The 17,183-nt window shown below is 30.5% G+C and carries 16 protein-coding genes; all 16 read left to right on the top strand.

Annotated features, from left to right (window positions below):
• Nucleotides 1-76: 76 nt before the first annotated feature.
• Nucleotides 77-1,117 (top strand): 3-dehydroquinate synthase, encoded by a 1,041-nt coding sequence (gene aroB, locus ACWPVO_RS04035; protein WP_454206695.1) that lies wholly within the window; start codon nucleotides 77-79, stop codon nucleotides 1,115-1,117.
• On the top strand, nucleotides 1,110-2,348 hold the full coding sequence (locus ACWPVO_RS04040; RefSeq protein WP_454206697.1) for a 3-phosphoshikimate 1-carboxyvinyltransferase: 1,239 nt from the start codon (nucleotides 1,110-1,112) through the stop codon (nucleotides 2,346-2,348). The genes aroB and ACWPVO_RS04040 overlap by 8 nt, the downstream gene beginning before the upstream one ends.
• On the top strand, nucleotides 2,338-3,423 hold the full coding sequence (aroC, locus tag ACWPVO_RS04045) for a chorismate synthase (protein WP_454206699.1): 1,086 nt from the start codon (nucleotides 2,338-2,340) through the stop codon (nucleotides 3,421-3,423). Before ACWPVO_RS04040 ends, aroC begins: the two co-directional genes overlap by 11 nt.
• On the top strand, nucleotides 3,420-4,931 hold the full coding sequence (locus ACWPVO_RS04050) for a shikimate kinase (RefSeq protein WP_454206701.1): 1,512 nt from the start codon (nucleotides 3,420-3,422) through the stop codon (nucleotides 4,929-4,931). Before aroC ends, ACWPVO_RS04050 begins: the two co-directional genes overlap by 4 nt.
• The gene (gene aroQ, locus ACWPVO_RS04055; protein ID WP_148465956.1) at nucleotides 4,912-5,352 is read left to right on the top strand and encodes a type II 3-dehydroquinate dehydratase; all 441 of its coding nucleotides are present in this window, start codon (nucleotides 4,912-4,914) and stop codon (nucleotides 5,350-5,352) included. The genes ACWPVO_RS04050 and aroQ overlap by 20 nt, the downstream gene beginning before the upstream one ends.
• Nucleotides 5,349-7,364 carry an aminodeoxychorismate synthase component I gene (gene pabB, locus ACWPVO_RS04060; RefSeq protein ID WP_454206703.1) on the top strand — a complete coding sequence of 672 codons (2,016 nt, stop codon included), beginning with the start codon at nucleotides 5,349-5,351 and terminating at the stop codon, nucleotides 7,362-7,364. Before aroQ ends, pabB begins: the two co-directional genes overlap by 4 nt.
• Nucleotide 7,365: 1 nt before the next feature.
• Nucleotides 7,366-8,154, top strand: a complete 789-nt coding sequence (aroF, locus tag ACWPVO_RS04065) for a 3-deoxy-7-phosphoheptulonate synthase (RefSeq protein WP_270675532.1) — start codon at nucleotides 7,366-7,368, stop codon at nucleotides 8,152-8,154.
• Complete coding sequence (locus tag ACWPVO_RS04070; RefSeq protein ID WP_454206705.1) at nucleotides 8,138-8,851, top strand: aminotransferase class IV; 714 nt, start codon at nucleotides 8,138-8,140, stop codon at nucleotides 8,849-8,851. Before aroF ends, ACWPVO_RS04070 begins: the two co-directional genes overlap by 17 nt.
• A gap of 125 nt (nucleotides 8,852-8,976) precedes the next feature.
• On the top strand, nucleotides 8,977-9,447 hold the full coding sequence (gene ybaK, locus ACWPVO_RS04075; protein WP_005957689.1) for a Cys-tRNA(Pro) deacylase: 471 nt from the start codon (nucleotides 8,977-8,979) through the stop codon (nucleotides 9,445-9,447).
• A gap of 2 nt (nucleotides 9,448-9,449) precedes the next feature.
• Nucleotides 9,450-11,114, top strand: a complete 1,665-nt coding sequence (locus ACWPVO_RS04080) for a phospho-sugar mutase (RefSeq protein WP_454206708.1) — start codon at nucleotides 9,450-9,452, stop codon at nucleotides 11,112-11,114.
• A 4-nt stretch (nucleotides 11,115-11,118) separates the two neighbouring features.
• Nucleotides 11,119-12,030 carry a tagatose-6-phosphate kinase gene (locus ACWPVO_RS04085; RefSeq protein WP_454206710.1) on the top strand — a complete coding sequence of 304 codons (912 nt, stop codon included), beginning with the start codon at nucleotides 11,119-11,121 and terminating at the stop codon, nucleotides 12,028-12,030.
• Nucleotides 12,031-12,043: 13 nt separating this feature from the next.
• Nucleotides 12,044-12,595 (top strand): isochorismatase family protein, encoded by a 552-nt coding sequence (locus tag ACWPVO_RS04090; RefSeq protein WP_005957578.1) that lies wholly within the window; start codon nucleotides 12,044-12,046, stop codon nucleotides 12,593-12,595.
• 79 nt (nucleotides 12,596-12,674) lie between these two features.
• Nucleotides 12,675-13,694, top strand: coding sequence for a metallophosphoesterase family protein (locus ACWPVO_RS04095; protein WP_454206713.1), 1,020 nt, complete (start codon nucleotides 12,675-12,677; stop codon nucleotides 13,692-13,694).
• Nucleotides 13,684-15,927 carry an ATP-binding protein gene (locus ACWPVO_RS04100; RefSeq protein WP_454206715.1) on the top strand — a complete coding sequence of 748 codons (2,244 nt, stop codon included), beginning with the start codon at nucleotides 13,684-13,686 and terminating at the stop codon, nucleotides 15,925-15,927. The genes ACWPVO_RS04095 and ACWPVO_RS04100 overlap by 11 nt, the downstream gene beginning before the upstream one ends.
• A 7-nt stretch (nucleotides 15,928-15,934) precedes the next feature.
• Nucleotides 15,935-16,618 carry a metallophosphoesterase gene (locus ACWPVO_RS04105; protein ID WP_454206717.1) on the top strand — a complete coding sequence of 228 codons (684 nt, stop codon included), beginning with the start codon at nucleotides 15,935-15,937 and terminating at the stop codon, nucleotides 16,616-16,618.
• A complete protein-coding gene (locus ACWPVO_RS04110; protein ID WP_454206719.1) occupies nucleotides 16,618-17,151 on the top strand; it encodes a class IV adenylate cyclase in 534 nt (177 codons plus the stop codon). Before ACWPVO_RS04105 ends, ACWPVO_RS04110 begins: the two co-directional genes overlap by 1 nt.
• Nucleotides 17,152-17,183: the final 32 nt, after the last annotated feature.

A 17,183-nucleotide genomic window follows, 5' to 3' on the forward strand; every position in this document is an offset into this window, starting at 1 on the left:
TTCTAAAAACAAGTAGAATCTTTATTTATACTTATCTTTGTTTTATTATAAAGATAACAAAGTATAGGAGTGTTTTATGGAAATACTAGTAAAAGAAAATTCTTATAAAATAGATATTGATTATAAAAGTGACTACAAGTTAAAAGATTTTTTAAGGGGAAGAAGCGAATCAAAATTTTTGATAATTACTGACGAAAATGTCTTTTCTTTATACGAAGACAGGATAAAAAGTATAATGAAGGGCTTGGAATATTTTATTTTCAAAATTACTCCAGGAGAAGAATCAAAATCCATTGAAAACTTTGTGGAAATTAATAAGTTTCTTGTAGAAAATAATTTTAATAGGGGCGATGCAATAATAGCCTTTGGAGGAGGAGTAGTTGGAGACCTTGGTGGCTATGTTGCAGCAAGCTACCTTAGGGGAATTGATTTTCTTGCTGTTCCTACAACTTTACTATCAATGATTGACTCATCTGTTGGCGGAAAAAATGGAATAAATTTTATGAATTTAAAAAATCAAGTTGGATCCTTTTATTTTCCAAAGTATGTGCATATTGATTACAGTTTTTTAGAGACTCTTGATGAGAGAAATATAAATAATGGGCTGGCAGAAATTTTTAAGTATTCTGTCTTAAAGGACAGGGAACTTTTTGATTATTTAAAAACAGCAGACGACTTGGACTATGAAATGATTATTTATAAGTCCCTAAACATAAAATTAGATTTTGTTAGAGATGACGAAAGAGATAGGGGCAAAAGACAAAAATTAAATCTTGGCCACACCATAGGCCATGGTATTGAGTCTCTATCAAACTATGAGCTTAACCATGGCGAAAGTATTGGAATAGGAACTATATATATGGCAAGGGCAGCTTATAAATTGGGTCTTGCAGAAGATGATTTTTATAAAGAACTAATTGAAGCTTTTGAGAATCATAATTTGCCAATATCTTATGACTTTGATACAGATGAGATTTTAGAAGTATTAAAGCATGACAAGAAGATAAAAAATAATAGGATTAACGTAATTATTCCAACAAAAATTGGAGAAGTTATGAGTAAAAAAATTGATTTTGATGAATTAAGGGAAATAATAGAACTTGGAAAAAATGATTAATAGACTAATTGAAAATAAAAAATTAGATGGAAAAATTTCAGGTATAACTTCAAAATCCTATGCTCATAGGGCAATCTTTTGTGCCGCTTTGGCAAGAGGGGAATCTTTTTTAGAAATTGACAACTTGTCCAAGGATATAGAAGCGTCTCTAAATGTGATAAAATCTTTAGGAGTAAAAATTTCAAGAGAAGGAAGTAAGTTTCACATTGAAGCTCCAGAAGAATACAACAAAAAAACACTTATTGATGTAGGAGAAAGTGGAAGCACCCTAAGGTTTATATTGCCGATTCTAGGAGCGCTTGGAATTGAGGCTGAAGTGATAAGAAGAGGAAGCCTCGTGACAAGAACTAACTCTGTTTACTTCGACCTATTTCCAAAACATGGAATTTATATAAAAGAAGAGGGAGAAAAAATTTTAATCAGTGGGAAATTAACAAATTATAATTTTGAACTTCCTGGAAATATCTCTTCACAGTTTGTTACTGGTTTATTATTGGCAGCTGGAGGAATAGGACAAAACTGCACTATTAAACTAACAACTGAGACAGAATCAAGGCCCTATATTGATATGACAGTAGATGTTATGGATAAATTTGGAGTAAAAGTATTAGAAGATAAAAATATTTATTCAAGCAGGGGAAAATTTATAGGACAAGATTATATTGTTGAAAAGGACTGGTCTAACGCCCTATTTTTCCTAGCAAGCGGAGTAGAAGTTATAGGCTTAAATAAATTATCAATCCAAGGAGACAAGGAAGCCTTGAGGTATTTTAATGAACTTGGACTTGAAAATATTTCAGAAAATTCCTATAAGTTTATAAAGAGAAATGACGCTAAAGAAAAAATTACAATAGATGCAAAAGATATTCCCGACACAATTCCAATCTTGTCAGTTCTTTGTGGAGTTTATGGAAAAGAAATAGAAGTCATAAACATTGAGAGATTAAAACTAAAGGAAAGTGACAGGGTAGAGTCAACTATTGAAATGCTAAAAAGACTTGGGGTAAAAGTTTCTTTAAATGAAAATTCTTTTTCCTTTATAGGAGTTGGAAAATTTAATTCATGTAAGATAAATTCCTTTAATGATCACAGGATAGCCATGTCTGCATCTATTGCTGCAGGCTTTGCCAAGGGACCTATAGAAATAGTTGATAGCGAATGTGTAGAAAAATCCTACAGAGAATTTTATAAGGACCTAGCTTCACTAGGAGGTGAAAATCATGTCCTATAGTTTTGGTAAAAATTTCAAAGTTACATTATTTGGTCAATCTCACTCAAGAGAAATTGGCCTTGTTATTGATGGAATTGAAGCCGGATACAAAATCAACAGAGGCTTAATTGAAAAAAATCTTGACCGAAGAAGACCTGGTAGAAATGAATTTTCAAGTCCTAGAAAAGAAGAGGACTCTTATGAACTTGTCAGTGGAGAGGTAGAGGACATAACTTGTGGGGCGCCTCTTTGTGCAATTATAAAAAACAAGGACCAGAGATCAAAGGACTATGACAATCTTAGGGATATGCCTAGGCCATCTCATGCAGACTATCCAGCCTATGTTAAATTTGCATCTTACAATGATGTAAGAGGTGGAGGCCAGTTTTCTGGAAGGATGACAGCTCCTCTTGTAATAGGAGGGTCTATTGCTGAAGATCTTTTAATGAAAAGAGGAATAAAGATTTACTCAAGAATTAAAAGCATAGGTTTGGCTGAGGATTGTGAAATAAATTTAGAAGATATAAAAGAAGAGAACTTTTATGACTTTAAAGTTCAGGTTTTTCCTGTTATAAATCCTTCTTCAAGAGAAAAAATGAAAACTGAAATTTTAAAGGCAAAGGAAGAAGGAGACTCAATTGGAGGTATAGTTGAAACCTTTATACTAAATATGCCTGTAGGTATTGGGGAGCCCTTTTTTGATTCTTTAGAGTCAGTTATTTCTCATGCAGTTTTTTCAGTTCCTGGCATAAAGGGAATTGAATTTGGAAGTGGTTTTGAAGCCGCAAAAATGTTGGGAAGTGACCACAATGATCCCTATTATTATGAAAATAATAAAATAAAAACTAGGACTAACAATCATGGGGGAATAATTGGTGGACTTTCAAGTGGTATGCCAATTGTATTTAGGACTGCTGTAAAGCCAACAAGTTCTATTGCTAAGATTCAGGACACTGTTTCACTAAAGGAAAAGAGTAATTCAAAGTTAGAAATTGTAGGAAGACATGACCCTTCAATTGTGCCAAGAGCTCTTGTTGCAATAGAGATGATTACGGCTATAGCTCTTCTCGACCTAGTGATGGAGGGTGAAAGATGAGAAATCTAAAAGAAGATAGGGAAATCCTAGATAAAATTGATGCTGAAATAATAAGACTTCTTGAAGAAAGAATGAAGATCATAAAAGAAGTAGGTCTTTACAAGTTAAATAATAATTTAAATACAGAAGATAAAAATAGGGAAAGAGAAATAATAAAAAAATTAGAAAATAAAATAGATGGAGAATTTATAAATATTGTTGACCCTATTTATACTTCAATCTTTAAAGAAAGTAAAAAGCTTTCAGCAAAAATAAAAAATGAAAACTTCACTTATGGATTGATTGGTAAAAGCCTATCTCACAGTAAATCTAAGGAAATTCATGAACTTTTAGCGAACTACACTTATAATTTAAGAGATATAAAAAACAATGAATTAGATGAATTTTTTAATTTAAAAAAGTTCAAAGGGATAAATGTAACCATACCTTATAAAGAAGTTTCCATGAAATATCTTGACGAGATAGATGAACTTGCTAAGGAAATTGGAGCTGTAAATACCATAGTAAATAGAAATGGAAGACTTATTGGATATAACACAGACTACCTTGGATTTGACTACAGTTTAGATTTTTATGGTATTGATTTAAAAGATAAAAAAGTATTAATTTTAGGATCAGGTGGAGCTAGCAAGATGCTTCAAAAGCTTCTTGTGGATAAGGGCGCCAAGGAATTTGTAGTAATAAGTAGGTCCACAGAAAACAATTATGAATCTATAGAAAAATTTGCTGACTTTGAAGTAATAATCAATGCAACACCAATTGGTATGTATCCAAACAACATGGAGTGTAAAGTGGATTTAGCTAAGTTTAACAAACTAGAGGCTCTTATAGACTTAATTTATAATCCACTAAAAACTAAGTTAATACTCGATGCAGAAAAATTAAATATAAAAACTATGTCAGGTCTTATGATGTTAGTTGCCCAAGCTTTCTTTGCCTGTGAACTTTTCCTAGATAAAAAACTAGATGAATCTTTAATTATAAGAATTTATAAAAAATTAAAATTTGATATGGAAAATATCCTTTTAATTGGAATGCCATCATGTGGCAAGACAAGTATGGGTAAGATGCTTGCAGAAAAACTTAAGAGAGACTTCTATGATACAGATGAGCTAATCATAAAAGAAGAAGGCAAAACAATTCCAGAAATTTTTGAAGAAAAAGGCGAAGCTTATTTTAGAGATTTAGAAAGTAAAATATTAAAAGATCTTAGCAAGAGAAACGGCATAGTAATAGCAAGTGGAGGTGGAACACCTCTTAGAAAAGAGAACAGAGATTACATCTCACAAAACTCTTTAGTTGTATATCTTAATAGAGACTTAGAAAATTTAGAGACATCTGGTAGACCACTCTCAAAAAATTTAGAAAATCTTAAAAAACTTTATGCAGAAAGAAAAGAAATTTATGAGGGATTAGCTAGTCTAAAAATAGATGTTATAGAGGATAAAATTAAAAATTTAGATTTAATTCTTAAGGAAGTAGAAAGACATGAAGATTTTAGTGATTAATGGACCTAATATAAATATGTTGGGGATTAGAGAAGTAAATATTTATGGCAGTGATAACTATGAAAAACTCTTAGACATTTTAGTAAAAACTGCTAATGAAGAAAATATTGAACTTGAACATTTCCAATCAAATCATGAGGGAGCTATAGTTGATAAAATTCAAGAAGCCTACAAAAAGTTTGATGGACTTATCATAAACCCCGCTGCCTATACTCACACCAGCATTGCAATTTTAGATGCCTTAAAGGCAGTAAGTCTACCAACAGTTGAAGTCCATATATCAAAAGTTTCAGATAGAGAAGACTTTAGACAAGTTAACTTTATCAGAGACTATGCTATAAAGTCCTTTGAAGGATTAGGAATATCTGGTTATAAAGAGGCAATTATTTATATAAAAAATTATTTAAAGGAGCAAGAATGAGATCACTTATAATAGATAATTACGATTCCTATACTTACAACCTCTATCAATTAATTGGAAAGGTTTCAGGCATTGAGCCCATTGTAATTAAAAATGATGAGATGACCTATGATGAAATTTTAAATTTAGATTTTGACAATGTAATTATTTCTCCAGGTCCTGGAAGCCCAGACAAGGAAAAAGATTTTGGAATTTGCAAAGATATAATCGAAAAATTAGATAAGCCAATCTTAGGAATTTGTCTCGGACACCAAGGAATTTATTACTACCACGGTGGGAAGGTAGTAAGAGCAGAAGAGCCAATGCATGGAAGACAAAGTTCTATTAACCATAATGGCAAGGGTTTATTCAAGGGAATAAAAAATAATTTTATTGTCACTAGGTACCATTCACTCACTTGTCAAGACCAAGAGCTTGATTATATTGAAATCGATGCAAGAACTCCTGAGGGTATAGTAATGGGTATTTCTCATAAGACCAAACCTATCTATGGTCTTCAATTTCATCCAGAATCTATAGCAAGTGAATGTGGAGAAGAATTAATTAAAAATTTTATAAATATTACTAGAGACTTTTATAATAAAAACCAACTTGCTTATGAAATAATTGAAAAAGATTTTGATACAAGTGAACTTTATGAGAAACTTTATGCTTATGATGACAGGACCCTTTGGCTTGATAGCAGTAAGGTAGAAGAAGGTCTTTCAAGATTTTCCATCTTTGGACTTCAAGGCGAAAAAAGAGGACACACAATTAAATATGATGTTGAAAAAAAATTAGTGGAAAAAACTTTTGTAGCTTCACAAGAAAAAGAAATCTTTGAAGAAAGTATATTTGATTTTTTAAAAACTAATAGACCTAGATGGTATTATGATGAAACTCTTCCCTTTGACTTTCAACTAGGTTATATTGGATACTTTGGATATGAGTTAAAAAAAGACACAGAGAATGTTTCAAATAAGCACTCTTATTCCTATCCAGATGCCTATTTAAAATATTGTGACAGAGCCCTTGTTTACGATCACTTAGAAAAGAAATTGTATCTACTTTCTTACGGCGATGATCTAGATTGGAAGGAAGATATAAAAAAAATTTTAGATGTTGATTTAGAAATAAAAAAAGAAAGAGAAGAAAAAAGAAAATTTCCAAAATTAAAATTTGTAAAAGATAAAAAAACTTATACTGAAGATATTATAAAAATAAAAGAACTAATTCGTGCAGGGGAAACTTATGAAGTTTGTTTAACAAATAGACTTGATATCTTTGACAAAATTGATGGAAAGAAGTATTATATGGAGCTCAGGGATAAAAGTCCTGGACAATATAGTGCCTTCTTGCCCCTTGATGAGCTAAAAATAGCATCTTCATCAATGGAAAGATTCTTGAGAGTAGATAAAGATAAAATTGTATCAACTAAGCCTATCAAGGGTACTATAAAAAGAGGAGAGTCAAAGGAAGAAGACGAAAGCTTAATCGAAGAACTTAGAAGCGAAGAAAAGACTAAGTCAGAAAACCTAATGATTGTTGACCTTCTTAGGAATGACTTGGGCAAGTTCTGTGAGATTGGATCTGTTGAAGTTCCAAAACTTATGGATGTAGAGACTTATAAGACCCTACATCAACTTGTAACAACAGTCTCTGGAAAAATCAAGGAAGATGTTGACATAATAGAAGTTCTTGAAAAAACTTTTCCAGGTGGTTCCATGACTGGGGCACCAAAGAAGAGGACCTTGGAGATAATTGATGAACTTGAAACTTATCCTAGAGGTGTTTATTCAGGAACAATTGGATATATATCAAATAATTCAACAATGGATTTTAATATTGTTATAAGGACTGCTCTTATTGAAAAAGATAAGGCTACTATAGGAGTTGGAGGAGCCATCATTCTTTTATCAGACGAAGAAGAAGAGTTTGATGAAATTGTCTTAAAGGCCAAGGGTTCACTTCTTGCACTCCAATCTTATTACAATAATTTTGATGAAATAGATATTGAGGGAAGCAAAAATTAAAATGAGAGAAAATTTAAGCAAAGCTAAAATTGTAAAAATTAGAGATATAAATCTTGGAGATGGCAAGCCAATATTAATTGCTGGGCCTTGTTCCATTGAATCGCGAGACCACATAATAGATGAAGCTAAAGACCTAAAAAGATTTGGTGTAGACATAGTAAGAGGTGGGGCTTTCAAACCTAGAACATCTCCTTTTGATTTTCAAGGGTTGGGTTTTGAGGCTGTAAAATATTTAAATGAGGCATCAAAGGAAGCTGACCTACCAGTAGTAACTGAAGTCTTAAGCGAAGATCACGTGGAATTAATTAAAGATTACGTAGATGTTTTTCAAGTTGGGTCTAGAAATATGTACAACTATGCTCTTTTAAAAAAAATTGGTAAGACTAATAAGCCAATAATTTTAAAGAGAGGATTTTCTGCAACTCTAAAAGAATGGGAAATGGCAGCAAAATATATTGAAGTTGAAGGCAATGAGAATATAATTTTCTGTGAAAGAGGAATCAGAACCTTTGAAACTGAAATGAGAAACACTCTTGACCTAGCAGGAGCTTACATGTTAAAAGAAAAAACTGGTTATCCTGTTATAGTAGATCCTAGTCATGGAACTGGAAAGAGAGAACTTATTGAACCAATGGCTAGGGCAGTCCTTGCTCTAGGACTTGATGGCCTTATGATAGAAGTTCATCCAAACCCAGACCAAGCGAAAAGTGATGCAGCTCAAACAATTGGATATGATATCTATGAAAGAATTGTAAAACAATTTGAGGAATTCAATGAGAATAGAATTTGATGATGGTTATTACTTTGGAAGGGGAGTCTTTGAAACTATAAAAGTTGTTGACGGAAAGCCTCTTTTTCTTGGTAAGCATTTAAGTAGACTAAAAAAATCTATAAGATTCTTTGGAATTGAAAAAGATATTGATGAAGGAAAAATTTATGCTTATATAAATTCTTCTGAAGAAAAAAATTTTGCTTTAAAGCTAATTGTATCCGACAAAAATTTTATATTGACAAGTAGGACTGACAATTATAGAGATGATGATAAAAGTTATAAATTAATTCTTTCTGATGTTAGGAGAAATTCATCTTCTAAAGTGATTTATCACAAGAGCCTTTCCTACTATGAAAATATTATGGAGCACAGGTGGGCACAAGACCAGGGATATGACTCAGCTCTTTTTATAAATGAAGTAGAAGAAGTTTGTGAAACTTCCTTTGCCAATATATTTTTTGTAAGGAATGGAGAAATTTTTACTCCAACTATTTCTTCAGGACTTTTAAAGGGGACTATGAGAGACTACATTTTAGAATCATATAAAGTTAAAGAAGATGTAATTAGTTTTAAAGACATAGATAATTATGATGAAGCTTTTATTTCTAATTCACTTATGGGAGTTAGAAATGTTTCATCGATTAACAATCTAAATTTTAATAAGGATGAAGTAACTAGATTAATTCAAAGAAATTTGAAAGAGTTTGGTTTTTAAATTAAGCTGGCAATAGCCAGTTTTTTTATTGAAGAAAATTTATGATAAAGGCAAGTAAAAATTTTTAAATAGATGAAGAAAAAATTATTTTGTTGTAAAATTAAAGTAGATGAAAAGGTGATTTTATGAAAAAAACTAATGCAATGAGAATTCTCGAAAGTGAAAATATAAATTTTGAAATAATTGAATACTCTACTAAAGACGGAATAGGTGGAGTAGATGTGGCAGAAAAATTAGGAGAAGATCAACACAGGGTTTTTAAAACTCTTGTAACAGAAGCCAAAGAAGGAGAACATTTCGTGTTTGTTGTTCCAGTTTCATCAGAGCTCGACTTAAAAAAAGCTGCGAAGGTATCAGGTTCAAAGAAAGTTGAAATGATTCCACAAAAAAAGTTATTACCACTGACTGGTTACGTCCATGGAGGTTGTTCACCAGTTGGCATGAAAAAAGAATTTAAAACTTTTGTTGATTCCTCTGCAGAAGATTTTGATTTCTTTTATGTAAGCGGTGGAAAAGTTGGAATGCAAGTAAAATTAAATCCCAAGGAACTAGTTAGTCTAATTGGTGGAGAATTTGCTGATATAAAAAAGGAGTAAGTATGTATAGAGATATTTATGAAGAGTGGCTTAAAAGTGATAAAGTAAGCCAAGACTTAAAAAAAGAACTATTAAAAATGAAAGATAATGAACAAGAAATAGAAGATAGTTTTTATAAGGATCTTGAATTTGGTACAGCTGGTCTTCGTGGAATTCTTGGACCAGGAACCAATAGGATGAATTATTTGACTGTAGGTAAGACTGCTCTTGCCCTTGCTGAACTAATAGATGATCTTGGAGAAGATGCAAAGAATAGGGGAGTTGTAATTGGTCGTGATATAAGACATGGGTCCTATGAATTTTCTATTCTGACAGCAAAAATATTAGCAGACAAGGGAATAAAAGTTTATTTGTTTCCAGGAATTTGTCCAACACCACTTCTAGCTTATTCTATAAGATATTTAAAGACGATTTCTGGAATAATGATTACTGCATCTCACAATCCTAAAAATTATAATGGATTTAAACTATATTGGGAAAAGGGATCACAAATCCTAAATGATATCGCAGAGGCAATTGAAAAAAAATCAAAAAATATAAATATTTTAGATTTTGACTTCAATAGTCTAAAAAAATTAGGGGAATATAAAAATATTAAATTCTTAGGTGAAAATGTAATAAACTCTTTTTACAAAGACACTCTCAGTCTATCCTTAACAGATGATATAGATAAGGATATAAAAATTGTTTATACCCCTCTAAGTGGTTGTGGTAATAAATATGTTAGAAAGGTATTAGCAAAAAGAGGCTTTAATAATGTTTTTGTCGTTCCTGAACAAGAAAATCCTGATGGAGACTTTAGGAATGTATCCAATCCAAATCCTGAAGATATAAGAGCTTTCGACAAGGCCATGGAACTTGCAAAAAAAGAAGATGCAGATATAATCATTGCAACAGATCCAGATTCCGATAGGGTTGCTGTTCTTGAAATGGGAGATGAAATTTTAAGAATTAGCGGCAACCAAATGGGATTTATATTAGGAAACTTCTTGCTTGAAATGAATATCCAAAAAAATATTGAAAAGCCAGCCTTTGTCAAGACAGTGGTAAGTGCTGACCTAATTAAAAAAATTGCCAAAGACTATGATGTTGAAGTTTTTGAAACTTTAACAGGCTTTAAAAATATTTGCAACTTGCCTAATATTTGGGATGAAAGTAAAGAACATAACTTTATCTTCGGATATGAAGAATCCATTGGTTATGTAATTGGAAACCACATAAGAGACAAGGATGCAGTGGGAATATCTATGATAATTGCTGAGATGGCAGGATATCTAAAGAAGAGAAATCTTAAAATCAAAGATTATATTGAAGAAATCTACAAAAAATATGGATACTTTGAAGAGTATCTTGACTCAGTTTATTTCCAAGGAAAAGATGGAAATGCTACAATGAAAACAATTATGGAAAGTTTCAGATCGCTTGATTCCTTTGAAAAAATCGGAGACTTAAAGAAGAAAAAAGACTTTATAAAGGATGAAGAGAACCCACAAGATCTTTTGAAATTTTATTTTGATGATGAAACATGGTTTGCTCTTAGACCTTCAGGTACTGAACCGAAATTAAAAATTTATGCATACGTAGTATCTGATAATAAGGAAGAAGCAAAAGAAAAAATAAATATTATGAAAGAAGAGATAATGGGAAAAATTCATACAAGTAGGTGAAAAAATGATTCTTTATTGTGACTTTAATCCAAAAATTGTTAGAGAGTTTAATTTGAAAGATGAATCAGAGGATATTATTGAAGCCTCAAAGATTTATCCTAGCGGGCATGGAATATATATGTCTCTCTTTGCAAAAAAACTTGGCATAGACTCTGAAGTTTTTATGTTAAAGGGAAATAAGAGAGGTAGAGAAATTGCATTATCATTGAGTCAACTGGGGATAGATGTTAACTATACAGGACTTAAGGATGAAAATGTAGAGGAAGTGTTAATTAAATCAAAAGATTTTAAAAAAATTTATAGTACTGAAGATCCCAGAATAACTATGGAGGACAGGTCTGATATATTAAACTCCTTTGAAAGGTCTCTTTACAATAAAAAGATAGTTGTTATTCCTAAAATTGATTTAAAGGGTTTAGATGATGATATTTATGAAAAACTCGTAAAGATTTGCTACCAAAACAAAGTTAAGGTTGCTATAAACCCAAGAAATCTTGATGAAATTGAAAAGACAAATCCCTACATCCTCATGTTTGATAAAAATGACATAGAGAAAGATAAGAAAATAAACTACACAGGAGAAGTAATTGAATTTAACAAAAAATTTATAAAGTCTGGAACTAAAATTGTCTTTGTAAATAGTAAAAGAGCAACAATTATTTCTACAGAAGAAAAAAATTATAGGGCCTATATAAATAAGGAAAAGTTAGAAAATAAAATTTTAACCGAAAAATTTGACACAAGTCTATGTCTTTCTGGTCTTGCTATAGCCCTTGATAGGGATTATGATTTTATAACTTCAATAAAGCTTGCAATCTCTTGTGGAGTGTGGGAAAATTTTGTAGAAAAAGATAAAATTGAAATGAGCCCTATTAAAAGAATAATGAATAGTGTTGAAGTAGAAGAAATTTTATAAATCAGGAGGAAAAATGAAAAACTTTCACTTAAACAGAGAAGATGTTGTCTTTACCTTTATTGACATTCAAGACAAGCTACTAAAGGCAATGTATAACAAGGATCAAATTGTAAAAAACTCAACTGTATTGGCAAAAGTAGCCAGTACTATTGGTGCTGAAGCAATATATACCGTTCAATATCCAAAGGGACTAGGCTTTACTAACGAAGAAGTTAAGGCTCCTCTTAAGGACAAAAAGGAATTTGGCAAGCTAACTTTTAATTCCTATGGAGACGAAGAAATAAAAAAAGAATTTGACAGTCTTGGTAAAAAACAAGTTGTCCTATGTGGAATGGAAACTCATATTTGTGTATTCCAAACTGTTAGGGCCCTACTTGAAGCAGGCTTTGAAGTTTTTGTTGCAGCAGATGCATTGGGATCAAGAAGTGAAGAAAACTCTAAAAATGGAATGGAACTTCTTCGTGAAATGGGAGCAGTAATTTCTAACACAGAAACAATTTTGTTTGACCTTGCGGGTATTGCGGGAACAGATGAATTTAAAACATTGCAAAAATTAATAATTTAATAAAATTCTTTATGAGAGAGCGTCCATGTGGATGCTCTTTTTTGGTCTTAATCTGTGATATAATTATTTTGGTGATAAGATGAAAATAATTCACACTGGTGATTTACATTTAAAAAAATTTTATAAGGGAAGGTTACCTTTAGAAGTTTCAAACAAACTTTTAGAGGATTCTTGGCGTGCCCTCTTTGAAGTTTTTGAATTTTCAAAGGAAGTTCAAGCTGACATAATTTTAATTGCAGGAGACTTATTTGAAAGAGAATTTTTTGACTTGAGAGATTTAAATAGATTTTTAGACTTGGTAAAAAGAGTTAAGGCCAAAGTTTTTATAGCCTTTGGAAATCACGACTACCTCTCTGAAGACAACTTATTTTTAAAGGTAAACTTGCCAGAGAATTTATATATTTTTAAAAATGAACTCGATTATTTTGAATTAAGTGAATTAAATACAAGGATTTATGGAATTTCTTACGATTCTTTTTCATTTAAAATAGATTTAAACGATATTAAATTAGACGAAAAATTCATAAACATTGGACTCTTTCATTCTGACTTAAAAGATGAAAGATACTTGCCCTTGAGCAGGGATTTTCTTGAAAAGTTTAATTACGTTGCCCTTGGTCACATCCACAAGAGAGGCAAGGTCTTTGACAATACTTATTATGCAGGATCCCTAATTCCGCTTTCCTTTAAGGATCAAGGCAAGAGAGGAATAATTTTTTTAGATGATGAAAAAAAATCTATTGAATTTAAGAATTTTTCAAAAAGAGAATTCATTAATCTTGAAGTAATTTTAAATAAAGAAATGGAATATAGTGAAGTTCTAAATTTAATACAGGGTCAAATTGAAGAAGACAATCTTTATAGGATAAGACTCAAAGGAGAAACAAGACATAGGGAAGACTTAGAAAACTTCTTAAGAGAAAATTTGTCAGCCTTTTATTTTGAAATTCAAAATGATTTACTTGATTCTTTTGAAGAATATGAGATAGAGGACAAGTATTTAATAGATCTCTTAAACAGTTTTGCTCCTAGCCCTAAAGGAATAGAGGCAAGAGAACTTTCAAAAAAATATATTTTGGAGCAATACTATGATAATTAAAGAATTAGGACTTTTAAATTTTGGAAAATTTGAAGATAAAAAAATTGAGCTCCAAGAAGGAATAAATTTAATCTACGGCAGAAATGAAGAGGGTAAGTCAACAATCGTAAACTTTATAGATGGAATTTTTTATGGTTTTAGTCGTGACTCTCTTTCGAGAAAGGTTCGTGACGACTTATTTGAAAAATCTAGACCTTGGAACTCAAATTTGTACAGGGGCTACCTGATTTTAAATGGCGATGAAGAAGATTTTAGAATAAGTAGGGACTTTGATAAGGACGAAATTTCAATTTTAAATCTTAAGACAGGCGATGATCTATCAAATGACCAAAGAAATTTTATTTATTCAAGAATTTCCCAACCAGGAGCTTTATTCTTTGACTTAAATAGAAAAATTTATAAATCAACTTTTTTTATTGGCCAAAGACTAAGTCAGTTTGAAAGTGATGCAAGTGGTGAATTACAAAATAGAATTAATAATTTTTCTGTTTCCAAAGATGAAAATGTTGATTTAAGTAAGGTCATAGAAAAAATGAAAGATGACCTTTATGATTTAGGAAGCAAAAAAAGAAAATCATCAGAAATTGGAAAAATTAACGAAGAATTAGAAAATATTTCAAAAGATAAAGTTAATTTTTTTAGTCTTAAGGAAACTTATAAGAAGTCAATTGATAAGTATAAGGAGTCTAAAGACAGATTAGTAGATTTAGAAGACAAGCTTAGGGGGCGAAAACTCTTTGAACTTGAAATCTTGAAAGATAAACTAAAGCAAGGTTATGCAAGCGAATCAGAAAATGATGAGAATTATAATTTTTCTGATCTTGAAAATGCCATTGAAATAAATAGAAGTCTTGGCATGTATTCAAGTAAGCTTGATGATTTATTATCAGCTGAGAGAAAGAATTTTGATGTTGACCTAGATTTGGAAGAGGATTATAAAAGATTTAAAGAAATAAATAGAGAAATCCAAGCCTTAAACGAAAATAATTATTCTAAAGAAAGAGAGATAATTTCTTGGGATATAAAAAACATAGAAAGAGAAGTTTTTAAATATGTTATAAAATTTCTTTCATCAATGCTTGGAGGACTTGCAATAATTTTAATTTCTTTTTATTTTAAGAAATATTTTATTTCAATCCTATCTCTTTTATTTTTTACTTATTCTTATTTTAGGATAGTAAAATTTAGAGAAAACAAAGACTTATTAAATAGATTAAAAAATAAATATCAAGATTATAAATATAAATCTCAGGAAAAAACTTTAATAAAGAAAAAATTTGACAAAGAAATAGACGAGATTTTAATCAAATACAATGCTAGAGATAAAAAAGAACTCAGTGAAATCTTTGATTTGAAAAGTGAAGAAAATATAAAAAATATTTCTAAAAATGAATACAATAGAGAATGGATAGAAAAAAATTCTCTAGAAATAGAAGAGACTAAAAAAAATATATTTAATCTTGAGAAAGAACTCCAAAATATTTTCCAAGAATATGAGGTTGAAAATATTAAGGAATTGAAAAATCTATTCTATGAAAAGAGAGACGCAAGCAGGGTTAGTGAATACAAGTATAGGATTAAAGAACTTGAAAAAGAAAATCTTAGTGGAGACTTCTACAAGGAAGAATCTATTGATGAAATACAAGATAAAATAGATCAAGAAAAAAATAATATTTTAAACTTAGAAGGTAGCTTAAAAACTCTTGAAGATTCCCTAGAAAAATTAAGAATTCTAGATGAAAATTCCTATGAGCTAAATGAAAAGTTAAAAAAATTAGAATATAAGAAGGAATTGCTAGAATTATCAATTGAAAAATTTGAAGATTTTGTTAAAGCAAGAAGAATAGATAATCTTCCCCTTCTAAGAAAAGAGATTTCAAAATACTTGGATTATATGACTTCTGGAAAATATAAGGACATTTTAATTGATGACAGCTTCGTAATAAGGGTTTATGATAGAGACATAGAAGACTACATTGAATTAGATAGTTTGAGCATGGGTACTATAGACCAGATTTATCTAGCTTTTAGACTATCTATATCAAAAATAATTAGTGACAAAGAAATACCTTTAGTGCTTGACAGCCATTTTGACTCTTATGATGATTTTAGACTTAAAGAAGCTCTTGAAATTCTACAAGACAATAAACAAGTCTTAATTTTTACAAGCACAAATAGAGAAAAAGAAATTTTAGATAAATATAGTATGACATATAATTTAATAAAAATTTGAGGTGTATATGATATTCGCAATTGGAGATCTTCACTTCGACTACACACAAGAAAAACCCATGAATATTTTTGGAGACAACTGGGAAAATCATGAAGAGAAAATAATTGAAAACTGGAAAGAAGTCGTAAGAGAAGATGACTTAGTTCTTTTGCCAGGAGATATTTCTTGGGCTCTTAAACTAGATACAGCTGCTTATGATCTAAAGAGAATAGATGAGCTCCCAGGAATAAAAATAATTTCAAAGGGAAACCACGACTATTGGTGGTCTTCATTAAATAAGATGAATAATCTTGGATACAAGACCATAAATTTCATTCACAACAACTCTTTTGAATACAAGGGTTATTCAATATGTGGCACAAGGGGATGGGCAGCTAGAGATTCCTTTGAGTTTTCTGAAAATGATGAAAAAATTTATTTGAGAGAAGTTCAAAGATTAAAGAATTCTCTTGATTCATGCGTAAATAAAAAAATTATTGCCATGATTCACTATCCACCCTTTAACCAAGACTTGGGAGTCAATGAATTTTCACAAACTTTAAGTGATTATAAGGTGGAAAAATGTGTCTATGGGCATCTTCATGGAAAGGGACATAAATTTTCATATGAAGGAGACCTAGAGGGTGTTGATTACCACTTTGTAGCCAGTGACTTTTTAGGTTTTAAATTAAAGATAATTGAGGAGGACTAATGGAAAGAGAGATTGAAGTAAAGCTTCTTGATATAGATGTAGAAGAATTTGAAGATAAAATAAAAAAAATTGGTGGCAAATTTGTAAAAGAAGAAAATCAAACCAATATTACTATTAATTCAACAGCCCACAAGATTTATAAAAAGAAGGGCTATTTAAGAATTAGAATTTCTGAATCATCTGATGGGGAGAAAAAATATTTTACTTTTAAAGAAAATGTTTCTGACTTAAAAGTTAGAGATAATATAGAGCACACTACAGAAATCACCAGTGTAGATGATCTTATTAATATTCTGAAGTGCCTTGGATATGATATCTATCACACAGGTTACAAAAACAGAAAAAAATATTCCTATAAAAAATTTGTAATTGACATAGATACTTGGGATAAGGAAACTTACCCAAAGTCCTATGTTGAGATAGAAGCACCTAGTATGGAAGATATTTATCACTTAGTAGATAAATTAGAAATACCTAGAGACCATGTTTCTACAATGTCTATTGATGAACTTAGAAAATCTTTAAAAAAGTAGTATGACATATATAATATATGTGTTATAATATT

This window comes from Peptoniphilus sp. Marseille-Q6390, from assembly GCF_965119475.1.

Bases quoted from the DNA above. Each gene is read 5' to 3' on its own strand.
- aroB (WP_454206695.1), top strand. From the start codon at position 77: ATGGAAATACTAGTAAAAGAAAATTCTTATAAAATAGATATTGATTAT.
- ACWPVO_RS04040 (WP_454206697.1), top strand. From the start codon at position 1,110: ATGATTAATAGACTAATTGAAAATAAAAAATTAGATGGAAAAATTTCA.
- aroC (WP_454206699.1), top strand. From the start codon at position 2,338: ATGTCCTATAGTTTTGGTAAAAATTTCAAAGTTACATTATTTGGTCAA.
- ACWPVO_RS04050 (WP_454206701.1), top strand. From the start codon at position 3,420: ATGAGAAATCTAAAAGAAGATAGGGAAATCCTAGATAAAATTGATGCT.
- aroQ (WP_148465956.1), top strand. From the start codon at position 4,912: ATGAAGATTTTAGTGATTAATGGACCTAATATAAATATGTTGGGGATT.
- pabB (WP_454206703.1), top strand. From the start codon at position 5,349: ATGAGATCACTTATAATAGATAATTACGATTCCTATACTTACAACCTC.
- aroF (WP_270675532.1), top strand. From the start codon at position 7,366: ATGAGAGAAAATTTAAGCAAAGCTAAAATTGTAAAAATTAGAGATATA.
- ACWPVO_RS04070 (WP_454206705.1), top strand. From the start codon at position 8,138: ATGAGAATAGAATTTGATGATGGTTATTACTTTGGAAGGGGAGTCTTT.
- ybaK (WP_005957689.1), top strand. From the start codon at position 8,977: ATGAAAAAAACTAATGCAATGAGAATTCTCGAAAGTGAAAATATAAAT.
- ACWPVO_RS04080 (WP_454206708.1), top strand. From the start codon at position 9,450: ATGTATAGAGATATTTATGAAGAGTGGCTTAAAAGTGATAAAGTAAGC.
- ACWPVO_RS04085 (WP_454206710.1), top strand. From the start codon at position 11,119: ATGATTCTTTATTGTGACTTTAATCCAAAAATTGTTAGAGAGTTTAAT.
- ACWPVO_RS04090 (WP_005957578.1), top strand. From the start codon at position 12,044: ATGAAAAACTTTCACTTAAACAGAGAAGATGTTGTCTTTACCTTTATT.
- ACWPVO_RS04095 (WP_454206713.1), top strand. From the start codon at position 12,675: ATGAAAATAATTCACACTGGTGATTTACATTTAAAAAAATTTTATAAG.
- ACWPVO_RS04100 (WP_454206715.1), top strand. From the start codon at position 13,684: ATGATAATTAAAGAATTAGGACTTTTAAATTTTGGAAAATTTGAAGAT.
- ACWPVO_RS04105 (WP_454206717.1), top strand. From the start codon at position 15,935: ATGATATTCGCAATTGGAGATCTTCACTTCGACTACACACAAGAAAAA.
- ACWPVO_RS04110 (WP_454206719.1), top strand. From the start codon at position 16,618: ATGGAAAGAGAGATTGAAGTAAAGCTTCTTGATATAGATGTAGAAGAA.